The organism is Kribbella sp. NPDC004138 (genome assembly GCF_053603655.1).
In genome coordinates, this window is record NZ_JBSGFZ010000001.1 from 294,123 (window position 1) to 315,645 (window position 21,523).

General features: G+C 68.7%; 22 protein-coding genes. 2 read left to right on the forward strand and 20 right to left on the reverse strand.

Annotated features, from left to right (window positions below; translation table 11 throughout):
- Positions 1 to 13: 13 nt before the first annotated feature.
- From ACWEOO_RS01375 to ACWEOO_RS01450, 16 genes are all read right to left on the reverse strand, one after another.
- Entirely contained in the window at positions 14 to 538 is a 525-nt protein-coding gene (locus ACWEOO_RS01375) for a hypothetical protein (protein ID WP_452141246.1), read from the reverse strand.
- Between the two features lie 39 nt (positions 539 to 577).
- Positions 578 to 1,282 (reverse strand): hypothetical protein, encoded by a 705-nt coding sequence (locus ACWEOO_RS01380; protein ID WP_452141247.1) that lies wholly within the window; start codon positions 1,280 to 1,282, stop codon positions 578 to 580.
- A 90-nt stretch (positions 1,283 to 1,372) separates the two neighbouring features.
- On the reverse strand, positions 1,373 to 2,377 hold the full coding sequence (locus tag ACWEOO_RS01385) for an N-acetylglucosamine kinase (RefSeq protein ID WP_452141248.1): 1,005 nt from the start codon (positions 2,375 to 2,377) through the stop codon (positions 1,373 to 1,375).
- A complete protein-coding gene (locus ACWEOO_RS01390) occupies positions 2,365 to 3,621 on the reverse strand; it encodes a 6-phospho-beta-glucosidase (protein WP_452141249.1) in 1,257 nt (418 codons plus the stop codon). The genes ACWEOO_RS01385 and ACWEOO_RS01390 overlap by 13 nt, the downstream gene beginning before the upstream one ends.
- A complete protein-coding gene (locus ACWEOO_RS01395; RefSeq protein ID WP_359938392.1) occupies positions 3,618 to 4,502 on the reverse strand; it encodes a carbohydrate ABC transporter permease in 885 nt (294 codons plus the stop codon). The genes ACWEOO_RS01390 and ACWEOO_RS01395 overlap by 4 nt, the downstream gene beginning before the upstream one ends.
- On the reverse strand, positions 4,499 to 5,428 hold the full coding sequence (locus ACWEOO_RS01400; protein WP_452141250.1) for a carbohydrate ABC transporter permease: 930 nt from the start codon (positions 5,426 to 5,428) through the stop codon (positions 4,499 to 4,501). The genes ACWEOO_RS01395 and ACWEOO_RS01400 overlap by 4 nt, the downstream gene beginning before the upstream one ends.
- Positions 5,425 to 6,747 (reverse strand): ABC transporter substrate-binding protein, encoded by a 1,323-nt coding sequence (locus ACWEOO_RS01405; RefSeq protein ID WP_452141251.1) that lies wholly within the window; start codon positions 6,745 to 6,747, stop codon positions 5,425 to 5,427. Before ACWEOO_RS01405 ends, ACWEOO_RS01400 begins: the two co-directional genes overlap by 4 nt.
- An 11-nt stretch (positions 6,748 to 6,758) precedes the next feature.
- Entirely contained in the window at positions 6,759 to 7,946 is a 1,188-nt protein-coding gene (locus ACWEOO_RS01410) for an ROK family protein (RefSeq protein WP_452141252.1), read from the reverse strand.
- A 173-nt stretch (positions 7,947 to 8,119) separates the two neighbouring features.
- Entirely contained in the window at positions 8,120 to 9,085 is a 966-nt protein-coding gene (locus tag ACWEOO_RS01415) for a DUF2891 family protein (protein ID WP_452141253.1), read from the reverse strand.
- A gap of 9 nt (positions 9,086 to 9,094) precedes the next feature.
- Complete coding sequence (locus ACWEOO_RS01420) at positions 9,095 to 10,102, reverse strand: DUF979 domain-containing protein (protein ID WP_452141254.1); 1,008 nt, start codon at positions 10,100 to 10,102, stop codon at positions 9,095 to 9,097.
- Positions 10,099 to 10,803 carry a DUF969 domain-containing protein gene (locus ACWEOO_RS01425; protein WP_452141255.1) on the reverse strand — a complete coding sequence of 235 codons (705 nt, stop codon included), beginning with the start codon at positions 10,801 to 10,803 and terminating at the stop codon, positions 10,099 to 10,101. The genes ACWEOO_RS01420 and ACWEOO_RS01425 overlap by 4 nt, the downstream gene beginning before the upstream one ends.
- 150 nt (positions 10,804 to 10,953) lie before the next feature.
- A complete protein-coding gene (locus ACWEOO_RS01430; protein WP_359938413.1) occupies positions 10,954 to 11,631 on the reverse strand; it encodes a uracil-DNA glycosylase in 678 nt (225 codons plus the stop codon).
- A 140-nt stretch (positions 11,632 to 11,771) separates the two neighbouring features.
- Complete coding sequence (locus ACWEOO_RS01435; RefSeq protein ID WP_452141256.1) at positions 11,772 to 12,323, reverse strand: DUF1990 family protein; 552 nt, start codon at positions 12,321 to 12,323, stop codon at positions 11,772 to 11,774.
- Entirely contained in the window at positions 12,320 to 13,099 is a 780-nt protein-coding gene (locus ACWEOO_RS01440) for a YndJ family protein (RefSeq protein WP_452141257.1), read from the reverse strand. Before ACWEOO_RS01440 ends, ACWEOO_RS01435 begins: the two co-directional genes overlap by 4 nt.
- Positions 13,096 to 14,112, reverse strand: a complete 1,017-nt coding sequence (locus tag ACWEOO_RS01445) for an LCP family protein (RefSeq protein WP_359938419.1) — start codon at positions 14,110 to 14,112, stop codon at positions 13,096 to 13,098. Before ACWEOO_RS01445 ends, ACWEOO_RS01440 begins: the two co-directional genes overlap by 4 nt.
- 84 nt (positions 14,113 to 14,196) lie before the next feature.
- On the reverse strand, positions 14,197 to 15,000 hold the full coding sequence (locus ACWEOO_RS01450) for a helix-turn-helix domain-containing protein (protein ID WP_452141258.1): 804 nt from the start codon (positions 14,998 to 15,000) through the stop codon (positions 14,197 to 14,199).
- 111 nt (positions 15,001 to 15,111) lie between these two features.
- On the opposite strand from ACWEOO_RS01450, the gene ACWEOO_RS01455 reads away from it, so the two are divergent.
- Positions 15,112 to 15,858 carry a phytanoyl-CoA dioxygenase family protein gene (locus tag ACWEOO_RS01455; protein ID WP_452141259.1) on the forward strand — a complete coding sequence of 249 codons (747 nt, stop codon included), beginning with the start codon at positions 15,112 to 15,114 and terminating at the stop codon, positions 15,856 to 15,858.
- A 38-nt stretch (positions 15,859 to 15,896) separates the two neighbouring features.
- Here the strand turns inward: ACWEOO_RS01455 and ACWEOO_RS01460 are convergent, their stop codons facing one another.
- On the reverse strand, positions 15,897 to 16,925 hold the full coding sequence (locus tag ACWEOO_RS01460; protein ID WP_452141260.1) for an SMP-30/gluconolactonase/LRE family protein: 1,029 nt from the start codon (positions 16,923 to 16,925) through the stop codon (positions 15,897 to 15,899).
- A 206-nt stretch (positions 16,926 to 17,131) separates the two neighbouring features.
- Between ACWEOO_RS01460 and ACWEOO_RS01465 the strand changes: the two genes are divergently transcribed.
- Entirely contained in the window at positions 17,132 to 19,066 is a 1,935-nt protein-coding gene (locus tag ACWEOO_RS01465; protein ID WP_452141261.1) for a M13 family metallopeptidase, read from the forward strand.
- A 69-nt stretch (positions 19,067 to 19,135) separates the two neighbouring features.
- On the opposite strand, the gene ACWEOO_RS01470 is transcribed toward ACWEOO_RS01465, so the two are convergent.
- The 3 genes from ACWEOO_RS01470 to panD are packed head-to-tail and all read right to left on the reverse strand — an operon-like array spanning position 19,136 to position 21,472.
- Positions 19,136 to 19,558: a GNAT family N-acetyltransferase gene (locus tag ACWEOO_RS01470; RefSeq protein WP_452141262.1), complete on the reverse strand. Its 423-nt coding sequence runs from the start codon at positions 19,556 to 19,558 to the stop codon at positions 19,136 to 19,138.
- Positions 19,559 to 19,581: 23 nt separating this feature from the next.
- On the reverse strand, positions 19,582 to 21,021 hold the full coding sequence (locus ACWEOO_RS01475) for an aminopeptidase P family protein (protein WP_452141263.1): 1,440 nt from the start codon (positions 21,019 to 21,021) through the stop codon (positions 19,582 to 19,584).
- A 34-nt stretch (positions 21,022 to 21,055) separates the two neighbouring features.
- Positions 21,056 to 21,472 (reverse strand): aspartate 1-decarboxylase, encoded by a 417-nt coding sequence (panD, locus tag ACWEOO_RS01480; protein ID WP_363710231.1) that lies wholly within the window; start codon positions 21,470 to 21,472, stop codon positions 21,056 to 21,058.
- Positions 21,473 to 21,523: the final 51 nt, after the last annotated feature.

Below are 21,523 nucleotides of genomic sequence, written 5' to 3' on the forward strand. Positions count from 1 at the left end.
GTGCGGGGGCCTGTCAGTTGTTGTCGGGGCCTGCCTTGCGGACCTCTTCGACCTTTGTCATCGCCTCGCGGAGGTCGGCCAGCCAGGTCTCGCTGTGCTGGGCCACGAGTTTGACGCACCAGCTGAGGGCGTCGCTGCGGGAGCGGGCCACGCCGGCGTCGACGAGGGTGTCGAGGACCTGGCGTTCGGGCTGGCGGAGTCTGGTCATCACCGGCGCGGACAGCGAGGTGAAGACGGTCCTGGTCTCACCGCAGCGCACGCCCCACGCGACCTTGCGCCGGGTGGCGTGCTCCAACTCGCGGGCGATCTCGATCCGGCGGTCGCGGGTGTCCTCACGGAACTGCTTGATCCGCCCGCTCTCGGCGGCGGAGCGCTCGGCGGCGCTCACGTCCTTGGTCTGCTCGGGTGCGGGGATCCGGCCGACGATCAGGATCTCGTCCCGGTCGATCTCCAGCTCGGTCTCGCCCTCGAACCAGTCGCCGGGCAACCGCCCGGTCAGCCAGCCCCGCACCTTCTCCTGCTCTGTCTGCGTACTCATGTAATCATGATTACACCGAAGCAGGTCGAGCTCAAGGAACTAGTGGTACTGCACGGTGTACGCCGCGTGCGCGTCGCCCTGTGACAGCCCGACATTCGACACGCCGATCGCCAGCGTGTGCCGGGTGACGTCGTTGCGATACGTCACGTACGTCGTGCCGGCTGCGCCCTCGGTGGCGATCCGCGTCCAGTGCGGGCCGCCCGTCGCCGCGACCGCGTGCAGCTGCTGCGCCGCGCGAGGCGTCGCGTAGTACGCCGTCCACTTCGTGTCACCGCGGCCCCAGGCGCGGACGAGGTTGTCGGCCCATTGGACCGCGTTCCACGCCTTCGGTTCGCCGGTGAACTTGGCGGTGTACGCCGCGTGCCAGCCGTTCGCCGCGCGCAGGCCGACGTTCTGGACGCCGATCGTCAGGTTCCCGCCGCGCGCATCGTCGTGGTACGTCACATAGATCGTCCCCGCGGCGCCCTCGGTGGAGACGCGCCGCCAGTGGATGCCGCCGGGCGACGCCTGTCCGAAGAGCGTGCGTGAGGTGGCCGTCGAGGCGTAGCAACCGGCGGTCGCGGTGTCTCCGCTACCCCATGCGCGGACGAGCCGGTCGGCGTACGTCACTGCGGAGACACTCGCCGCGGAACCGCGGCAGGTGGTGGTTGTCGCATCGGCCGGCGCGGCACCGGTGAGGAGCAGCGGTGCGGTCACCGCGAGTGCGGTGGTGGCGCCGAGACCCATGATCCTTCGAATCATCATCGACCTCCCGAGTGGATGTGGTCCTACTCGTGGGACGCCACACCGCACTCGGGAGTTTGCATCGGTCTCGAATGAAACACGGCTGCAATATCAGGCCGCCGGCGGTGGCGCGAACGCCGCACGCAGCCGTTCCTGAGCGCTCGCTCCGGCGGCGGTGTGGTCAAGGCCGAGCAGCGCCGCGCCAACCACCGGCGGTACGTCGACGACGCGCGGCACCGCTTTCGGGGCGATCTCGGCGAGCAACCGCGTGACCTGGTCGAGGAGGATCGGGTGCCCCGCGGTAAGGACGCCGCCGCCGAGCACCACCGTGACCGGTTCGCTGAGCAGGTCGAGCCGCCGCAACGCGCTCGAGGCCATCGCGACGATCTCCTCGGCCTGCTGCTGAACGATGCCCAGGGCAACAAGATCACCGGCGGCCGCGACCTGGAACAGTACCGGCCCGGCTTCCAGCTGCCGCTCGGCCGGCAGGTCGCCGAGGTGGAAGGCCTCGATCACCGCGGTCAGTGTCGGCAGCCCGTAGTGCGTCGGCAACGCGGTCCGCAGCACGGTCGCCGGACCGCGTCCGTCCTCTGCCCGTGACGCCGACCAGAACGCCTCCTCGGCCAACTGTGCGCCGCCGCCCCAGTCGCCGGTCAGTTTGCCCAGCGCCGTGAAGCGCGCGGTCCGCCCGTCCGGCAGCATGCCCGAGCAGTTGATGCCCGCTCCGCACACCACTGCGACCCCGCGCGGCTCGTCGACTCCGGACCGGAGCAGGGCGAACGTGTCGTTGGCGACGTACACCGACTCGGCCCAGCGGCGGTGCTCGAAGGCAGCGGTCAGTTGCTCGACCTCGACCGGCAGATCGGCGTTGGCCAGGCACGCCGAGATGTGTTGCACCAGCGGTACGTCGCCAACGCGCAGACCGGCCTCCGCTGCGGCAGCCCGCACCAGTGGCTCCAGTCCGTCGACGGCTGCGGCCGGACCGATCCGTTGCGGTTCGAAACCGGCGCCACGCGCCGTACCGAGTACTGTGCCGTCGGCGGCGACCAGTGCGACGTCCGTCTTGCTGTTGCCGGCGTCGAAGGCGAGGACGCCGCCCGGAACTAGCGCGCCCACGGCAGGTAGTCCTTGTTGTGCGCCAGCAGCTTGTCCGTCAGCTCTTGCGCGACAGCGATCTGGCCGACCAGCGGATGCGACAGCAGCGCCTGGAACACGCGCTCGGCTCCACCCTTCACAGCGGCCTCGAGCGCCAAGTCCTCGTACGCCGTCACATGCGCGACCAGTCCGGCGTACAAAGGTTCCAGTGGAGACACCGGCAGCGGCTTTGCGCCCTGTGCGTTCACCGTGGCTGGCACCTCGATGACCGCGTCGCCGGCCAGGAACGGGAGCGTGCCGTTGTTGAGCGTGTTGACCACTTGGACGTCACCGGTGTTGTTGAGCAGTGACGAGGCGAGTGCGACGGCGGCCTCCGAGTAGTACGCACCGCCGCGCTTCTCGAGCAGGGCGGGCTTCTCGTCGAGCTGCGGGTCGGCGTACATGTCCAGCAGCTCTTTCTCGAGTGCAGCGACCTCAGCCGCCCGGGACGGCTTGGTGCGCAGCTCCTGCACCACCTCGTCGTGCGCGTAGTAGTAGCGCAGGTAGTACGACGGTACGACGCCCAGCTGCTGTACGACGTGGGACGGGAGATGCAGGTCGTCGGAGATCTCGCCGAGGTGGTCGGCGAGCAGCTTCGGCAGCATGTCTTCGCCGTTGACGCGGACCGCTCGCTCCCAGGTGAGGTGGTTCAGCCCGACGTGGTCGAGCGCCACCTCCTCGGGCGTGACACCCAGCATCGCGGCGAACCGGCGCTGGAACCCGATCGCCACGTTGCACAGTCCGACGGCCTTGTGCCCATGCGACAGCAGGGCCCGCGTGACGATGCCGACCGGGTTGGTGAAGTCGATGATCCACGCGTCCGGGTTGGTACGCCGTACCCGCTCGGCGATGTCCAGCACGACGGGCACGGTTCGCAGCGCCTTGGCGAGACCGCCTGCACCCGTCGTCTCCTGACCGACGCAGCCGCACTCCAGCGGCCAGGTCTCGTCCTCGTTGCGCGCCGCCTGCCCGCCGACGCGCAGCTGCAGCAGGACGGCGTCCGCACCGTCGATGCCCGCGTCCAGGTCGGAGGTCGTGATGACCCGGCCGGCATGGCCTTGTTTCGCGAAGATGCGCCGCGCCAGCCCACCGACCAGCTCCAGCCGGTCGGCCACCGGATCGACCAGCACCAGCTCCGACACCGGCAATGTGTCCCGCAGCCGGGCGAATCCGTCGACGAGTTCAGGCGTATAGGTGGACCCGCCACCGACGACTGTCAGTTTCATCCCTTGACCCCTGTCAGTGTGACGCCCTCGATGAAGGCTTTTTGGGCGAAGAAGAACAAGATGATGACCGGGGCCATCACCAGGAGCGTGGCTGCCATCGTGAGGTTCCAGTTCGTGTGGTGTGCGCCCTTGAAGGACTCCAGGCCGTAGCTGAGGGTCCAAGCGGCCGGGTTCTCGCTGGCGTAGATCTGTGGGCCGAAGTAGTCGTTCCAGCAGTAGAAGAACTGGAACAGCGCCACGGCCGCGATCGCGGGCTTCGCCATCGGCAGTACGATCCGGACCAGCGCCTTGAACTCGCCGCAACCGTCGACCTTGGCGGCGTCCACGTAGTCCTTCGGGATCGTCAGCAGGAACTGCCGCAGCAGGAACACCGAGAACGCGTCGGTGAACGCCATCGGGATGATCAGCGGCCAGAGCGTCCCGGACAGGTGCAGCTGCTTGGCCCAGAACAGGTACATCGGCACGATCACCACCTGCGGCGGCAGCATCATCGTGGCGATCACCAGCATCAGTACGACGTTACGGCCGCGGAACGTGAAGCGGGCCAGGGCATAAGCGACCGGGATGCTCGACAGCAACGTGAGCGCCGTGCCGAGTCCGGCGTACAGCAAGGTGTTCTTCCACCAGGTCAGGAAGCCGGGTGTCTCCCAGACGGTCCGCAGGTTCTCCCAATGCCAGCTGTCCGGCCACAGGTCGCGGGTGAGCGCCTGCTGGTCGCTCATCAGTGCGGTGAGGAAGATGAACACGAACGGCAGCACGAAGAACAGTGCGGCCGCGATGGCCAGTGAATGGACACCGATCCAGTGCAGGAATCGGGTACGGCGTGCCGTGCGCGCGGCCGGCGTCAGCGTGACCGGAGACGAGATCGCGGTGGCGGTCATGCCGCGCTCCTCTCACTCATCGACCGCATCAGGAAGGCGGTGAACACCATCGCGAGCGCGAACAGCACGAGGGCGATGACCGAGGCCCCGCCGGTGTCAAAACGCTGGAAGCCCAGGTGGTACACGAGTTGCGGCAAGGTCAGCGTGGACTTGTCCGGGTATCCGGGCTCGAACTGCTGGCCCGCCCCGCCGATCACGCCACTCGCCACCTTTCCGGCGACGAGCGGCTGCGTGTAGTACTGCATCGTCTGGATGACGCCGGTGACGACGGCGAACAGCACGATCGGCGAGATGTTCGGCAGTGTCACGTACCGGAACCGCTGCCACGCGTCCGCTCCGTCCAGCGACGCCGCCTCGTACTGCTCCTGCGGTACGTCGAGCAGGGACGCCATGAAGATGACCATCAGGTCGCCGATGCCCCACAACGCCAGCATGGTCAGGGCCGGCTTCGACCAGGCGGGTTCGTTGAACCAGCCCGGCTGCGGCAGTCCGATGCTGCCGAGGATGCTGTTGACCGGCCCGGTGCCGGGGTTGAGCAGGAACGCGAACGCCATGGTCGCGGCGACGGGAGGGGCCAGGTACGGCAGGTAGAACGCCGTCCGGAAGAAGCCGGCGCCGGTCTTGACCTTGGTGATCAGCAGGCCGATGCCGAGCCCGAAGACCACCCGCAGCGTGACCATGACGACGACCAGCCACAGGGTGTTGCGCAGTGCGGGCCAGAAGAACGGGTAGTCGGTGAAGACGTACTGCCAGTTCCTCCAGCCGGTCCAGGTCGGCGGCGTGAACCCGTCGTACTTCATGAAGCTGAAGTAGACCGTCGAGACCAGCGGGTAGAGGAAGAAGACGCTGACCCCGATCAGCCAGGGGGACAGGAAGGCGAGGTTGCGGAGCGTCTCGGTGCGGTGTTTCTGCCTCAGCGACGTCATTTCGCCTGGGCCAGGTCTTTGTCGATCTGCTCGTCGGTCTTCGCCAGGCCGGCGGCCAGGTCAGGCACCTTGCCCGCTTCGTGGGCGTAGCCGAAGTCCTGCAGTGTGAGCTGGTAGGCGCCGCCGTTCGGGCTGGCCGGGGTGGTGTTGCTCTTCGCGTGCTGGGCGATTCCGATGAAGGGCTTGAGGTCCGCGGTCAGCGCCGGGGACTTGAGTGCATCCAACGTCGACGGCACGTTGTGGATCGCGTTGGCGAAGCTGACCACGGCGTCGGTGTCGGTGGTCATGAACTTCACCAGCTCCCAGGCCGCGTTCTGCTTCTGGCTGGTGCCGGCGATCCCGATCACCGTGCCGGACAGGTAGCCCTTGCCGTAGCTGTCGGCCTGTGCGTCGGGCACCGGGAACGGCGCGACGCCGATGTCGAACGTCACCCCGGCCTCGCGGGCCATCCCGAGCCGCCACTCGCCGTCCATCGTCATCGCGACCTGGCCGGTGTGGAACGGGTTCTTCGCGCCGAACTCGTCGCCGAACGTGGCGCGGTACTTCTCCAGCTTCGCGAAGCCGCCGAGCTGCTCGACCAGACTCTTCTGCCAGGTCAGCATCGCGGCGAACGCCGGATCCTTGGCCAGATTGGATTTCCCGTCCGGCGTGAAGTACGTCGGGTTCCAGAGCGCGGCGAAATGGGTAGCGGTCGATTCGTAGCCGTGGAAGTTCGGCATGAAACCGAGCCGGCTGTAGCTGTCGCCCTTGACCTTGGTGAGCTTCTTCGCGACCGCGTCGAACTCGGACAACGTTTTCGGCGGCGCTGTGATGCCGGCGGCCTTGAAGGCGGTCTTGTTGTAGTACAGGCCGTAGGCGTCGTTCAGGAGCGGCAGAGTGCAGCGTTTTCCCTGGAACTGCGTGTAGTCCTGCAGCGGTTTCGGAAACGTCGTGTCCAGCTCGATTCCCGACCTGTCCAGGAACGGCTTCAGGTCGGCGAAAACGTTTGACGCGCAGAACGTGCCGACGTTGTCGGTGGTGAACGACGACACCACGTCGGGTGCGTTGGCGCCGCCGGCCCGCAGCGCCTGCTTGATCTTGTCGTCGTTGATGTTGCCAACGACCTTCACGTGGATGTTCGGATGCTTCGCCTCGAACGCCTTGACGTCGGCCGCGATCGCGGCCGCCTCGCCGGGGGCGCTCCATCCGTGCCAGAAGGTGATGCTGACGTCCTTCGTGGCATCGTCGTCGGCCTGCGGTGCGCTCGATGTCCCTGTGCAGGCGGTCGCGAGAAGCGCGACGGCGGCGGTGCCGATGACGGCACGGGTGAAGCTCTGCATCCGGTCTCCTACTAGGTGATGGGTGGCCCCGCGGTGTCGAAGACCTCGTCGCGGGTGGTGCTCAGTGCGGACTGGAGTGCTCCGGAGAGCACGGGGTCGGTGCTGATCGCGGTCATCAACAGCTGCGGCCGCGGTACGGCGAGATCGGCGAGCTCGTCCTGGACCAGGCTCCGCAGCCGCTCGCCGCCCGCGGTGATGACACCTCCGGCCAGCACGATCAGCTCCGGGTCGACGACCGCGACGATCGCGGCCAGGCCGACCGCGAGCCGGTGGGCGAACTCGGTCAGTACGTCGTCGCCCGCGCCCTCGGTCTGCAGGGCGAGGGCGATCGCGGCCTCCGGCGTCCGGGCCTTCAGGCCGTGCGAGCGGGCGAGCTCCAGGACCGGCTCGCCGCCGGCGAGTTCCTGGAAGCCGCCGGCGTTGTTGCGGCCGACGTTGCGGACCAGCGGCGTCCCCGGCAGCGGCAGGAACGCGACCTCGCCGGCGCCGCCGGTCGCCCCACGGTGCAGGCGGCCGTTGATGACGATCGCGGCGCCGATGCCTTCCTCGCCCCAGAGCAGCACGAAGTTGCCGTGCTGCCGGGCGTGGCCGATCCGCTGCTCGGCGATCGCGGCCAGGTTGACGTCGTTCTCGACCTCCAGCGGTACGGCGATCGCGGCGGCCAGCTCGTCCAGTAGGTGCGGGGCGTGCCAGCCGGGCAGGTGGGTCGCGTACCGCAGCCGGCCGGTGGTCGGGTCGAAACCGCCCGGGGTGCCGATCGAGACCCGGTGCAGCCGCTCACGGCTCAGACCCGCCTCGCCGGCCGCGCCCTCGATCGCCTTGACCACGCGGTCGACCGTGCCCTTGGCGCTGCGGCCCGGGGTGGCCAGCTCGTAGTGGCCGACCACGTTGCCGGTCAGGTCGGCGACGGCGGCCCGGATCCGGGTCGGGGTCACGTCCAGACCGCCGACGTACGCGATGTCGCCGTTGATCTCGTACAGCTGCGCGTTCGGGCCGGGACGGCCGGCGGTGGTGCCGCTCGGACGGACCAGCCGGGCCGCCTCCAGCCGCGCGAGCAGCTGGGACGCGGTCGGCTTGGACAGCCCGGTCAGGTTGCCGAGCGTGGTGCGGGAGAGCGGGCCCTGGCTGAGCAGCAGGTCCAGGGCGGCGCGGTCGTTCATCGCGCGCAGCAGGCGCGGCGTTCCGGGTGTTGTTGCCATGAGCCAACCCTGCCTCCCTTCGCCGCCCGCGGGTACTCGCCGCGCTGAGAATCCGAACTGTTAGGAAAGTTTCCTATTAGCCGGAGACCGTACGGCGGGACGACGGCAGGTGTCAATCGCCGCGCGGAATCTGGTCCGCGCGGCGGTGAACGGCAGAGTTGGAAAGGGCGGATCTACGCCTGGTCGGCCAGGAGGGCGAACGACACCAGCCAGTGCGTCGACATGAAGTCTCCGTCGGTGACCGTCGGCAGCACTGCCTCGACCGGACGCTCCGCACCGGCCCGCAGCAGGTCGGCCACGTCGGGGAGAGCCGGTGCGATCGTCCGCAACTGCCACGCCCGTGACAACGCCAGCCCGGACAGGTGCGCCAACTGCCCGTCACCCGAGTCGTCGGTGATCGGCACCTCGAGCAGATGCCCATGGGCGCTCGTTCCCAGCCCGGGCAGAAACGCGGACAGCCAGCTCGTGAACTCGGCATCCGGCAGCACCCGGCGCATCAGCTCGGCCTCCGACAACGCCGGCGACAGGAAGTCGGTTCCCGACGGCTCGAATCGCGTGTCGTACACCGTGTCGTCCCCGAACCACTCCAGCGCGCGGGCCCGGATCGCATCCACCACGTCGGCGCGACCCAGCTCGTCGTACGCCTCCAGCAACAAGGCGAGCGCGAACGCCGAGTTCAGGTGGACGCCGTGGCGCACCGGATAGGCCTGCTTCGGCAACCAGGCGAGCACCAGATCCGCGATCACCTCACCCAGCGGAGCGACCGCGTCCGCCCATTGCGTCTTGCGGCAGGCGGCGACCAGCATCGCCGCCCAGGCCCAGCCGTACGGGCGTTCGTACGACGGGCGCTCGCGCAGGTACGCGGCCTCGACGGCGATCGCGTCGGGCGTCAGTCGCCGGCCGAGCACCTCGATCGGGCGGCTGCCGACCTGGTCCGGCGCCAGCGTCAGCAACCGGACCAGGGACCACTGCATGTGTGCGCTGGAGTGCCAGTCGTAGGACCCGTGGAAGGCCGGGTGCAGGCGATCCGGGGTCACGTCGACGTCGTCCGGGCCGTACGACGCGTGGGCCGTGCCGTACGGGTACGGAGTCTCGAGCACCTCGCAGGCGATGTTCGCCCAGGCGGCGGCGTACTTCATGGGACTCCTCTAGAAGGCGAAGACGTACATGACCAGGATGTTGCAGGCCAGCAGCGGGACCGCGGTCGGGATCTGCGCCTTGATCGGCCCGTACTGGTCTTTCATCTCGAGCAAGGCCGCTGGGACCAGGTTGAAGTTCGCGGCCATCGGCGTGCAGAGCGTGCCGCAGAAGCCGGCCAGCATGCCGACCGCGAACACGACCGCGGGCGTGCCGTCGAACTGCTGCACCAGCAGCGGCCAGCCGACCGCGGCCGTCATCACCGGGAACGCGGCGAACGCGTTGCCCATGATGATCGTGAAGACCGCCATTCCGATGCAGTACAGCGCGACCGCGGCAATCAGCGAGCCCTTCGGGATCAGGTGATCGGTGACCCGGCCGACGGCCTTCCCGACACCGGAGGCGTTGAACAGCAGGCCGAGCGTGGCCAGCATCTGCGGCAGGATCGCCGCCCAGCCGATGTGCTCCAGCAGTCGCCGGCCTTCGTGCAGCGGGACGCCCGGGTTCTGTATTGCATTCCTTCCCCGCCCCACCGCCCCGGTCTGGGGCCTGAGCAGCACCATGCCGACGATCAGCGCGAGGATCGACGCGACCCCGAGGCCGATGATGGTGGCGGACCCGGTCTGCAGCAGCGGCGTGCCGTCGCCGAGTTTCACCTTGGCCAGCCAGGCCCCGAAGATCGCCGCGACCACCGGGATCACCAGCGCCGGAAGGAAGAGCTTGTTGCCGAACCGGTCGGCGAGGTGCACCCGCTCGGCCGGTGTCGTCGTCCGCTCCTCGCCCTTGCCCGGGAAGCCGGAGCCGGCCAGCATCGCCAGGCCGATCACCGCGATGCCCAGCAGCCAGGCCGGTGCCTGCTTGTTCACCACGAACGTGCCGTAGCCGAACGACAGGCCGAGGATGCCCCAGAACGCCGCGCTGCCGACCCGCTTCGGGTTGGTGCGGTCGTTGAGGACCTGGAGCGCGATCAGGACGAAGAAGATCCCGCAGAGCCAGTAGAACCACTCGACCTTGATCATCGGGCCGCCTCCTTCTCCGCAGCCTTGATCTCGGCCGCGAGCCTGTCCAGCTTGCGGTCGAGCAGCAGCAGCCGGGCGCCGTGGATGAGCAACGCGCAGATGCCGGTCGGGATCGCCCAGAGCGCGATGTCGATCGCCTCCAGGTGCAGGCCGTACGTCGCGTCGACGAAGCCGGTGATCAGCAGGATCGAGCCGATCGCGACGAAGATGTCCTCCCCGAAGAACAGCCCGACCGTGTCGGCGCTGGCCGCGAAACCCTTGATCTTCTCCTGGAGCTTGTCCGGGAGTTTGCCGCCGTACCGGCGTTCCGCGGCGCCGGCGGCCATCGGGTGGATGAGCGGCCGGACCGCCTGCGCGGGACCGCCGATGCTGGTCAGGCCGAGGGCCGCGGTGCCCTGCCGGATCAGCAGGTAGACGGCCAGCAGGCGCCCGGTGGTGACGACCTTGAGCCTGCCGATCAGCTTGCGGGCCTGCTGCTGCAGGCCGTAGCGCTCGATCAGCCCGATGACGGGCAGCGTGACGATGAAGACGGTGACGGACCGGCTGCCGGCGAAGCCGTCGCCGAAGGCGTTCAGGATCTTGACCGGCGACAGGCCGCCGATCAGGCCGGCGACGATACCGGCCGCCGTGACGACGAGCATCGAGTTGATCCGGAGGGCAAACCCGACGACCACCACCGCGATGGCGAGCAGAACCCACATGGTTCCTCCCGGGAGGGACAGGGCGATTCCGCTCACCTTAGGAGATTGTTGAACGATCCTGCAATGGATCATTCGAACAAATCTTTCGCCACATAACAACGCGCCGTGACCCGATGGGTCCGGCGCGTCGTCGGTACGGCGTGAGAGCTGTTAGGGGAGGCGCCAGTCGACCGGCTCCGCTCCTTGCTCCACCAGGAGGGCGTTGACGCGGCTGAACGGGCGCGAGCCGAAGAAGCCGCGGTCCGCGGACATGGGGCTCGGGTGCGCGCTCTCGACGTACGGCGTACTGCCCAGCATCGGCTTCAGGGTCTGCGCGTCGCGGCCCCACAGGATCGCGACCAGCGGGCCGCCGCGGTCTACCAGCGCGTGAATGGCCTGCTCGGTGACGCTCTCCCAGCCCTTGCCGCGGTGGGCGCCGGACTTACCGGGCTGCACGGTCAGCACTCTGTTCAGCATCAGCACGCCCTGGTCCGCCCACGGCGTCAGGTCACCGTTGGACGGCGCCGGTACGTCGACGTCCGCCATCAGTTCGCGGTAGATGTTCGCGAGGCTTCGCGGGATCGGCCGTACGTCGGGGGCCACCGAGAAGCTGAGCCCCACCGGGTGTCCGGGCGTCGGGTACGGGTCCTGCCCGACCACGAGCACCTTCACCTCGGCCAGCGGTCGGTGGAACGCGCGGAGCACGTTCTCCCCGGCCGGCAGATAGGCCCTGCCCGCGGTGATCTCTCCGCGCAGGAACTCACCCATCTGCGCCACAGTGCCTTCGACCGGGGCCAACGCCTCGGCCCAGTCCGGCGCTACCAGATCCGACAACGTCTTGGGACTCACCCGCCACAGTCTCGCAGTACTACGGCTCGCAATGCACCCCGGGTTGTCGCCTGCCGTTCGCGTGTCGCTCGAGCGCCGGTCTTGCCCGCCAAGGTACAAAGGTCGCGGCCCCGCAAAGGTATGAGCTTGCGGGGCCTTTGCTATGCGGCCAGGTGGCGTAGGGCTGCCGCGTAGCGGGTGGCGGCGTAGTGCTGGGCCGTGCGGGCGAGAGGGCCGGCGACGCGGGTGTACCAGGTGGCTCCGCGGCTGTACGCGCGGATGGTGACGTGGATGCCGTCGGAGTCACGGGTGACGAGGAAGGACTCCTCACCGGCCTCGGGGTGGCCCTGCAAGGTGCCGTACGCGAAGCCGATGCGGTCCGGCTCGTCGACGACCCGGACGACGCGGCACGGGATCGGCAGGCCGAGCTGGGTGCGCGTCCGGAGGGGTGGGACGAGCAGCCCGGGGCCGAGGCGTCCGAGCGAGTCGGTGCCGACCTCGGGTGGTGTGGACGTCGCCGTCACCGGGATACCGGCCGCGCGGTGCATACGCCACGCCAGCAACGCATCAGCAGCCCGCCGGAACACCTCGTCCCCGGCGCCGATCCGCTCCCGGTACTCCAGTCGGTGATAACCCTCGGGCGTCTCGTCGTACTCCGTGCAGCCCACCTCGTCGTACGTGAACGGCAACCTCGCCAGATCCTCCAGCCTCATCGGGCTCCTTCCCGTCGCATCGCCAGCACACCGCACAACCCGAAGCCAACCGCATTCGCCACACCGTGCGTGGCAACCATCCACTCCAGTGGCAGGTACGGCGTGTCCACCACATGTCCCAGTGCCCAACTGACGGCCAGCAGCATCGTCAGCACAAGCACCGAGCCGGACACGACCAGCAGCACGCCTGTTGTCCGGTCCGTCCGCCGCGACCGCCGCCACAGGTTCCAGCCGACCAGCCACATGCCGGCGGTCAGTACGACGGCTCCCGCAAGCTCCACCGGGTCGCCGAGGAAGAACCCGAGCAGAACGATCGCAGTACCCAGCGGAACGCTCACAGCCGCCAGACCGTCAGCCGCCAGGTACGCCATCAGCGCGGCCGCGAAGCCCGCGAAGTGGAAGTGGGCGACTGTCAGCGACAGGACGGTCAGGCTGAAGCCGAACAGCTCGTACGACGCACGCTCCGCGAGCAGTGCGAGCGCTGCGATCGACGGAGTGGCCAGTGCGGTGTACAGAGCCACTTGTCGCGGTCTGAGTGTTCTCTGCTCGAGGAAATGCCGCGCGGCCAGTCCGATCAGGACGAGTGTCCCGGTGAGGTAGATGGACGCCAGGGTGATCGACACCGCGCCGCGCGGCAGCCACAGCGCGACTGCTCCGGGAACGGCGAACGCGAACCACCAGCGCGTGCTGGTGGTTCGCGTCGGGAGGAGGGTGAGGCCGAGGGGTACGACGATGAGCATCCCCAGGCTCACCACCGCGTGGACGAGGAGGGTCAACTGCTCTTCAGGCCGGTGGTGTTGTCGTTCTTGATGGCGTCGAAGAGAGCCTTCGCCTTGGCCGTGTCCCATTTCACCGCGGAACCCCGGTTGCAGCACAGGCCGTAGTTGTCGTCGCTCGTCGGCACGCTCAGCGCGACACCGCCGCTGCCGGAGATCGCCTGCATGCCGCGCGCGAACCGGACGAAGTCGAACAGGCTCATGTCCTGGTCCACGGTCAGGGCGTCGACGCCCTTGGTCGCGACGTTGAAGTACCGGACCGGGTTCAGGAACGTCGACGGCGAGGCGGCCTTCTTCGCGACCGCGCCGACCATCTGCCGCTGCCGCTCGGTGCGGCCGAAGTCGTTCTTGCCGTCGGCCTTGCGGGACCGCACGTAGCCGAGCGCGTTCACGCCGTCGAGCTCCTGGCAACCAGCCGGCAGGTCGATGTGCGCGTCCTTGTCCTTCATTGCCTTCGGCAAACACATGTTGATGCCGCCGACGCTGTCGATCACCGACGCGAAGCCGCCGAAGCCGACCTCGACGTAGTGGTCGATCCGCAGCCCGGTGTTGTTCTCGATGGTCTGGATCAGCAACGCCGGGCCCTTGTTGAAGGCGGCGTTGATCTTCTGCCTGCCGTCGACGCCGGGGATGTTGACCGCGCTGTCGCGCGGGATGCTGATCAGCACCGTCGGCCCGGACTTCGGGACGTGCATCAGCATGATCGAGTCGGTCCGCGGCGGTCCCGCGTCACCGCCGGTGTGCAGCCGTGCGCGCTCGGCCCGGCTGAGGTCCTCGCGGGCGTCCGACCCGACCATCAGGTACGTCGTGCCGGGCGTCTCGGCCGGCCGCTGACCGGTCGGCATCGCCTCGATCTTGTCGATCCGGCTCCACGCGTAGAGCGGTACCGCGATCAGCATGAGGACGAACAGCAGGACGATCAGTCCGACGGTCCGGAGGAACCAGTTGCGGCGCTTCTTCGGGCGTCGCGACGGGTTCGCGTATCGCGGGTCGATGGGCTGCGTTTCACTCATGGCCACGACCGTATCGGTGCCCGGCGCCGAAACACGTCACCCCAGTGAATGGTTTTACACGTCGGAAAGTCGACGGCGCCTCCGTCAAAGGGAGGAAATCCGCCCCGAGATCGAACCGGACCGGCGGAACGCGACCGGCGACATCCCCACCCTGGCGGTGAAGAGGCGACTGAAGTACGCCGGATCGTCGTACCCGACCCGCCGCGCGACCGCGGCCACGGACAGGTCCTCTTCGGCGAGCAAAACCTTTGCAGAGCTCAGTCTGGTGTTCAGGACGAGTTCATGCGGGGTTGAGCCCGTCGTACGACGTACTGCGTCGCGCAGCTCGCTGACCGTGAGTCCGAGCTCACTGGCGTAGTCCTGAATGCTCATCGGTGTACACGCCAGCTCCGCGAGTCGCGCGGCGACACCGTCACCCGCGGTCGTGCCGGCGTGGCCGATCAGGTCGTAGAGCGCTCCGGTGAGCTGTACGGCGTTGTGCTGCGTGCTGACGCGGAGCAGGCGCCTGAACACGCGGTCGATCGGACGCGGATCGCCGTACCGGCGGACCGGTCGGCTGGGATCGAGATGCCCGAGTGAGGTGAGCGCTTCGGTCGCGAGTCCACTGAACAGCGTCCACGCCTGGCGCCAGCGTGTGCTGGGGCGGTAGCCGTGCAGTACGCCGGGAAACAACGTCAGCAGGGCGGGTGCGCGCACCTCGTACAGCTCGCGGTCAGGGCCGTGCAGCAGCTCGCCCCGGCCCTCCTTGAGCCAGACGAGCGCGTGGCAGCCGAGAGCGCGCTCCGCAGCGGCGCCCGGGCCGTGTGTCTGCTCCCCGACGCCGAGACAGAAGAGTCCAAGCTGATGCTCGACAGCCCCTGGGGTCAGGTAGGTCGACCAGTTCTGCACGACTACAAGAGTCCAAGAAGCCGGTACCGGGTGTCCATTCCGCTGAGCGCGGTACGCCGGTGGAATGGAGGCGTGCTGACGTCAAACGGATACGTGCTCGATGAGCGGCGGTTGGGTGAACTGGTTGCGGTGCCCGAGGCAGAGCGGGGGGATCGGACCGCGTTGCGCTCCAGGCTGCAGCGCGACGGATACCTGTTTCTGACCGGACTGCTCGACCCTGCGGCGGTGTGGGCGTTCCGGGAGTACTACTTCGGGTTGACGGGTGCCGCCGCGGACAGGGCGTCGTACCGGAAGGTGCTGTTCGAGGAGATCGTGCCGGGAGCGGAGTATGCGGCGTTCTGTGCGCAGCCGGCGTTGAAGGGCTGGTTCGAGTGGTTCCTCGGTGGTCAGCCGTTCCTGCACCGGCGGAAGATCATCCGCCAGACGGCGCCGGGTGAGAACGGCATCGGTACAGCGACGCAAGCGCACTACGACCTGGTGTACCTGCGCGGCGGAAGCGACCAGGTGTTGTCCGCCTGGATCCCACTGGGTGAGTGCCCGGTCAGCCGCGGTGGCCTGACCTATCTGGAAGGCAGCCACCACAGAGTGCTCGAGGAAGAGGCGGCTGGTCGGCTGAAACGGCCGGCCGTGTCCATCACCGCGGACCTGCCCGCACTGGCGACGCAGTACGACGCCAACTGGCTGGTCACCGACTACGCGGCCGGAGATGTCGTCGTCCACACCGCGCACACCGTCCACGCGGCTCTCGACAACGTGTCGACGGACATGCGCCTGTCGACCGACATCCGCTACCAGCGCGCCGACGACGCCGTCGACGCCCGCTGGCAGCACCACTGGCACGACCAGGACGGATTGTGAACGTGTCGCTGACCGTCAGCTGTCCATTCAGCTGACCGTCAGCGCCGGACCGCCGTGGCCCAGTAGAGCGTGGTCGGCGTCGGCGGGGTGCTGAACCGGGCGTTCGCCAGGTAGAGCCGGTGACCGAACGCGGCCGCGGTCGTCGGGACGTCGAAGCCCGGATCGGTGATGGTCCGGACCTGCCGGCCCGCCGTTCCGGCCTTGTTCAGCTGCACGACGGCGACCTGGTTGGAGAAGTTCTGCACGACGTACAGCGTGCGGCGGAGCAGCAGCATGCCGTCGCCGTTCGTCATCAGCGTGCCGCCGAGGTCGACGCGCTTCGTGACACCCGTCCGCGGATCGACCCGGAACAGGAACCCGGTCGACGACTGCACGATGATCAACGCCCGGCCGTCCGGGGTCAGCGTCAGGCCGTTGCCGTTGAACCCGGTCGGGTCGTGCACGTAGTCGCCGCTCAGCGGGACGGTCCGCACCCGGTTCAGCAGCTGACCGTGGCGGCCGATCGGCACCTGGTAGACGACCGGACGGCTGGAGTCGGTGAACCAGGCGCTGGTCCGGCTCAGGACGACGTCGTTCACGAACGTCGCCGTCTCGGTGGTCAGCGTGTAGCTCTTCAGGATCTTGCCGGTCCGGATGTCGACGACGCGGGCCGTCCCGCTCGGACCGCCGGCGATCCACAGCCGACCGCGGTTGTCCGCCTTCAGACCGACCGACGGAGTACCGGGTCCCTGGCTGATCACCTTCCCGCGTCCGGTCCGCAGCGAGGCGGCGTAGATGTCACCGTCGACCAGCGAGCCGAAGTACGCCGTGGCCCGGCTGATCGCGATGCCTTCGGGCTGGAAGCCGTTCGGCAGGTCGATCCGGGTCGGGAACACCTTGGACTGCCGGGACGTCTGCGCGGTCCCGAAGCGGACCTTGTCGCACGGTGAGTCGTAGACCGATTGCTTGACGACGGCCGGCCCCGGCGCTGGTTCACCGGAGGCGGCCGCCGACGTGGAGACGAGGCCCATCAGCAGGACGGGCAGGCCGAGAGCGGCCATCACATGACGGACATGCCGGTTGTTCATGATTCCTCCCCTTCGGCCCACCGTAGGACGGTCGGCGGCGGTGCGGAAGTCGTCGGGATCGACTCGGCCTTCCGCCGGAGAGCTTGTAGAAGACCGGCTGCTGTGAGTCGGTGAAGTACGCCGCGTCTTGTGGATAGTTCTGACCGGCGGATTCGCGAACCGGGTATGTTCGCTGACAGCAACTCGACTTGGGACAAGGGGTCAGGATGACAGCAGGAATCGACGACTCGGCGGCGGTTCGCCCGCAGGACGATCTGTACCGCTTCGTGAACGGGACGTGGCTCGCGGAGCACGAGATTCCCGCGGACAAGGCGATCCACGGCGCGTTCCACGCGCTCTGGGACAGCGCCGAGCAGGACGTCCGCGCGATCGTCGAGAAGACCGTCGCCGCCGGGCATCCGGAAGGCAGCGAGCCGCGCAAGATCGCCGACCTCTACAGCAGCTTCATGGACACCGAGACGGTCGAGCGCCTCGGCGCCGAGCCGATCGCGGGCCAGCTCGCCCTCGTCGAGGGCGTGACCGACGTGGCCGGACTGGTGTCGGTCCTCGGGCAGCTCGAGCTGCAGGGCGTGCCGGGTGTCTTCCACTACTGGGTCGACGCCGACGCGAAGAAGTCCGACGAGAACATCATCCACCTGACCCAGGGCGGCCTCAGCCTGCCCGACGAGTCGTACTACCGCGAGGACACCTTCGCCGAGATCCGGACGGCGTACGTCGCGCACGTGGCGACCATGCTGGAGCTCGCCGGGCTGTCCGACGCGACCGCCGCGGCCGAGCGGATCCTGGAGCTGGAGACCCGGCTGGCCGGCTCGCACTGGGACCGGGTCAAGGACCGGGACGTGCAGCTGACGTACAACAAGCTCGACCGGGCCGGGCTCGACGAGCTGACACCCGGCTTCGACTGGGCGACCTGGCTGGCCGGCGCCGGCGTGCCGGAGAGCGCGTTCGCCGAGGTCGTGGTCCGCGAGCCGGACTACCTGACCGCGGCCGCGACCGCGCTGCAGGAGGTCGGGATCGACCGGTGGAAGGAGTGGCTCGCCTGGCGGATCGTGCACAGTGCCGCGCCGCTGCTGAGCCAGGCCTTCGTCAACGAGAACTTCGCCTTTTACGGCAGGACCCTGACCGGTGCACCCGAGCTGCGGGAGCGCTGGAAGCGCGGCGTCGGCGCGGTCGAGTCGGCGCTCGGCGAGGCGCTCGGCAAGCTGTATGTCGCGGAGCACTTCCCGCCGGACGCCAAGGCCCGCATGGTCGACCTCGTGCAGAACCTGGTCGCCGCCTACCGGCAGCGGATCGAGGCGCTGGACTGGATGGGTCCGGACACCAAGCAGCACGCGCTCGAGAAGCTCGGCACCTTCGTGCCGAAGATCGGGTACCCGGACGAGTGGAAGGACTACTCGGCCCTCGAGATCGACCCGGCCGACCTGTTCGGCAACGTCCGCCGGTCGGTCGCGGTGGAGACCGCGCGTGACCTGGCCAAGCTCGGCAAGCCGGTCGACCGGAACGAGTGGCGGATGACGCCGCAGACGGTCAACGCCTACTACAACCCGCGGATGAACGAGATCGTCTTCCCGGCCGGCATCCTGCAGCCGCCGTTCTTCGACCTGGTCGCCGACGACGCGACGAACTACGGCGCGATCGGTGCGGTGATCGGCCACGAGATCGGCCACGGCTTCGACGACCAGGGCTCGCGGTACGACGCGGACGGCAACCTGAACGACTGGTGGACCGACGAGGACCGCAAGGCCTTCGAGCAGCGCACCGACAAGCTCGTCGCGCAGTACGACGCGCTCGAGCCGGCCGAGACCCCCGGCCAGAAGGTGAACGGCAAGCTCACCCTCGGCGAGAACATCGGCGACCTCGGCGGCCTGTCGATCGCGTACGTCGCCTACCAGTTGTCCCTGGACGGCGGCGAGGCCGATGAGGCCGGCAGCGGACGGTTCTTCGCCGCGTGGGCGCATGCCTGGGCCACCAAGACCCGTCCCGAGGAAGCCGCCCGCCGCCTCACGATCGACCCGCACTCCCCGCCGGAGTTCCGCTGCAACGCGGTGGTGAAGAACATCGACGCGTTCCACACCACCTACCGGACGACCGACTCCGACGGCATGTGGCTCGCCCCGGAGGACCGCGTCCGCATCTGGTAGGACGACCCGCCACCTGATCCGGCGCCCGACGCCGGGCGCTGGATCAGGCGGTTGGATCAGGTGGTGGGATCAGCGCACCCGTCGCCACATGGTCCGGTGCGGGATGCCGTCCTCGACGAACTCGGGGCCCTCGGCAACGTAACCGAACTTCTCGTAGAAGCCCTGGGCGTACGTCTGCGCGTCGAGGACGCTGCCGGTGTCGCCGACGATCTCCAGGGCGTCCTTCATGAGCTGCGCCGCCAGCCCCCGGCCGCGGGCCTGCGCGGCGGTCGCCACCCGGCCGATCCGCATCCGGCCGGGCTCGGTCAGCAACCGCAGGTACGACTGGATCGCGCCCTGCTCCTCGATCCACAGGTGATGCGTACCGGCGAGCAGGTCACGCCCGTCCAGCTCCGGGTACGCACACTCCTGCTCGACGACGAACACGTCGACGCGCAACCGGAGCACGTCGTACAACTGCGCTGCCGTCAGCTCGCTCCCGATGATGTGCACCGGCTCTTCCTACCAGACTCGGGCTAGGAGGCCATCCAGTTCTGGATGCCGTCGACGGTGCGGGGCATGGCCTCGGAGAGGTTCTCCGGGCCGTTGTCGGTGATCAGGATGTCGTCCTCGATGCGGATGCCGATACCGCGCAGGTCCTCGGGGACGGTCAGGTCGTCGGACTGGAAGTACAGGCCGGGCTCGACGGTGAGGACGTAGCCGGGCTGGACGTTGCCCTTGCGGTAGTTCTCGTCGCGGGCCGCGGCGCAGTCGTGCACGTCGAGGCCGAGCATGTGGCTGACGCCGTGCAGCGTGTAGCGCTGGTACAGCCGGCTCTCCGGGTCGAGCGCCTCCTCCGCCGACACCGGCAGCAGCTCCATCGCGTCGAGACCGCGGACGATGACCTCCATCGCGGCCTCGTGCCCGGCGCGGAACGCGGCCCCCGGCGTGAGCGCTGCGATCCCGGCGTTCTGCGCGTCCAGGACGAGCTGGTACAGGTCCCGCTGGCGCGGCGTGAACTCGCCGTTCACCGGCAGCGTCCGGGTGATGTCGGCGGTGTACAGCTGCCGGTTCTCCACACCCATGTCGAGCAGCATCAGCGTGCCGTCGTTCACCGGGCCGTCGTTCTCGATCCAGTGCAGCGTGGTCGCGTGCGGACCGGCCGCGGCGATCGACGTGTAGCCGACGTCGTTGCCCTCGGCCCGGGCCCGGCGCCAGAATGTGCCCTCGATCCAGCGTTCGCCGTACTGCCGGACCTTGTCCATCTCGGCGAGGACGTCGGAGAAGCCGCGGTGGGTGATCGCGACCGCGTCCCGCAGCTGCTCGAGCTCGTACGCGTCCTTGACCAGCCGCAGCTCCGACAGCGTCGCCGCCAGCTCGTTGTCCTTGAGGTCGTCGGTGCGGGCGCCGGTCAGCAGCGCGGCGATCGACTGGTCCTCGTCGCGCCGCACCCGCGTCGGTACGTCGCTCTTCAGCGCGTCGGCCAGCTGGTCGACGTGCCGCGTCTCGATCCCGAACTCCTTCGCGGTCTCGGTCAGCGACGGCCGCCGCCCGGCCCACAGCTCGCCGTACATCCGGTCGCGCCAGAACTCCTCGCCCTGCGAGCGGTCGGCGCGCGGGCGGAAGTACAGCACGGCGTCGTGGCCGGTGGTGCCGTTCGGCTCCAGGACGAGCACCGCGTCGGAGGTCTGGCTGCCGGTCAGCCAGACGTAGTCGGTGTGCGGGCGGAAAACGTAGTCGGTGTCGTTCGAGCGGACCTTGTAGGTGCCGGCCGGGATCACCAGACGCTCGCCCGGGAACGCCTGGGACAGCGCGTCCCGGCGCTTCGCCGCCCACACCCCGGCATCGCTCAGTGACAGATCGTGCCGCTCGGAGTCGGCCCAGCCGGAATTCATGAACGCGCGCAGCTTCGGGCTCGGCTCGTTGTCGTGCGACGCGGTCTTCGGCGCGGCGTTCTCGGCAGCGTTCTCGGTCATCGTCGACCAGTCCTCATCTCAGCGGTTCGTGGCGCTACGGGTGCAGTTCGTCCCCGCGCAGCGTGCCGCTGTCGGGCAGCGCCTCGGCGGGGTCGGAGCCGATGCGGGTGATCGCATTGTGCTCGTCCACGAAGACTACGCTCGGTTCGAAGACCTTGGCCTCGGCGGTGTCGAACATCCCGTACGCGATCAGAATCACCAGGTCGCCCGGATGGATCAGGTGCGCCGCCGCGCCGTTGATGCCGACGATCCCGGACCCGCGCGGTCCCTCGATCAGGTACGTCGACAGCCGCGCGCCGTTGGTGATGTCGACGATGTCCACCTTCTCACCCGGCAGCAGGTCGGCCGCCGCCATCAGGTCGGCGTCCAGCGTGCACGACCCGACATAGTCCAGGTCCGCCTGCGTCACGGTCGCCCGGTGCACCTTCGACTTCATCATTTCCCGCCACATGGCGGCCATGATCCGGCCCATCCGGGCTTCTGTCAGTGGCCGCCATCACCC

Bases quoted from the DNA above. Each gene is read 5' to 3' on its own strand.
- ACWEOO_RS01375 (WP_452141246.1), bottom strand. From the start codon at position 538: ATGAGTACGCAGACAGAGCAGGAGAAGGTGCGGGGCTGGCTGACCGGG.
- ACWEOO_RS01380 (WP_452141247.1), bottom strand. From the start codon at position 1,282: ATGATGATTCGAAGGATCATGGGTCTCGGCGCCACCACCGCACTCGCG.
- ACWEOO_RS01390 (WP_452141249.1), bottom strand. From the start codon at position 3,621: ATGAAACTGACAGTCGTCGGTGGCGGGTCCACCTATACGCCTGAACTC.
- ACWEOO_RS01395 (WP_359938392.1), bottom strand. From the start codon at position 4,502: ATGACCGCCACCGCGATCTCGTCTCCGGTCACGCTGACGCCGGCCGCG.
- ACWEOO_RS01400 (WP_452141250.1), bottom strand. From the start codon at position 5,428: ATGACGTCGCTGAGGCAGAAACACCGCACCGAGACGCTCCGCAACCTC.
- ACWEOO_RS01405 (WP_452141251.1), bottom strand. From the start codon at position 6,747: ATGCAGAGCTTCACCCGTGCCGTCATCGGCACCGCCGCCGTCGCGCTT.
- ACWEOO_RS01410 (WP_452141252.1), bottom strand. From the start codon at position 7,946: ATGGCAACAACACCCGGAACGCCGCGCCTGCTGCGCGCGATGAACGAC.
- ACWEOO_RS01415 (WP_452141253.1), bottom strand. From the start codon at position 9,085: ATGAAGTACGCCGCCGCCTGGGCGAACATCGCCTGCGAGGTGCTCGAG.
- ACWEOO_RS01420 (WP_452141254.1), bottom strand. From the start codon at position 10,102: ATGATCAAGGTCGAGTGGTTCTACTGGCTCTGCGGGATCTTCTTCGTC.
- ACWEOO_RS01425 (WP_452141255.1), bottom strand. From the start codon at position 10,803: ATGTGGGTTCTGCTCGCCATCGCGGTGGTGGTCGTCGGGTTTGCCCTC.
- ACWEOO_RS01435 (WP_452141256.1), bottom strand. From the start codon at position 12,323: ATGAGGCTGGAGGATCTGGCGAGGTTGCCGTTCACGTACGACGAGGTG.
- ACWEOO_RS01445 (WP_359938419.1), bottom strand. From the start codon at position 14,112: ATGAGTGAAACGCAGCCCATCGACCCGCGATACGCGAACCCGTCGCGA.
- ACWEOO_RS01460 (WP_452141260.1), bottom strand. From the start codon at position 16,925: ATGAACAACCGGCATGTCCGTCATGTGATGGCCGCTCTCGGCCTGCCC.
- ACWEOO_RS01465 (WP_452141261.1), top strand. From the start codon at position 17,132: ATGACAGCAGGAATCGACGACTCGGCGGCGGTTCGCCCGCAGGACGAT.
- ACWEOO_RS01475 (WP_452141263.1), bottom strand. From the start codon at position 21,021: ATGACCGAGAACGCTGCCGAGAACGCCGCGCCGAAGACCGCGTCGCAC.
- panD (WP_363710231.1), bottom strand. From the start codon at position 21,472: ATGTGGCGGGAAATGATGAAGTCGAAGGTGCACCGGGCGACCGTGACG.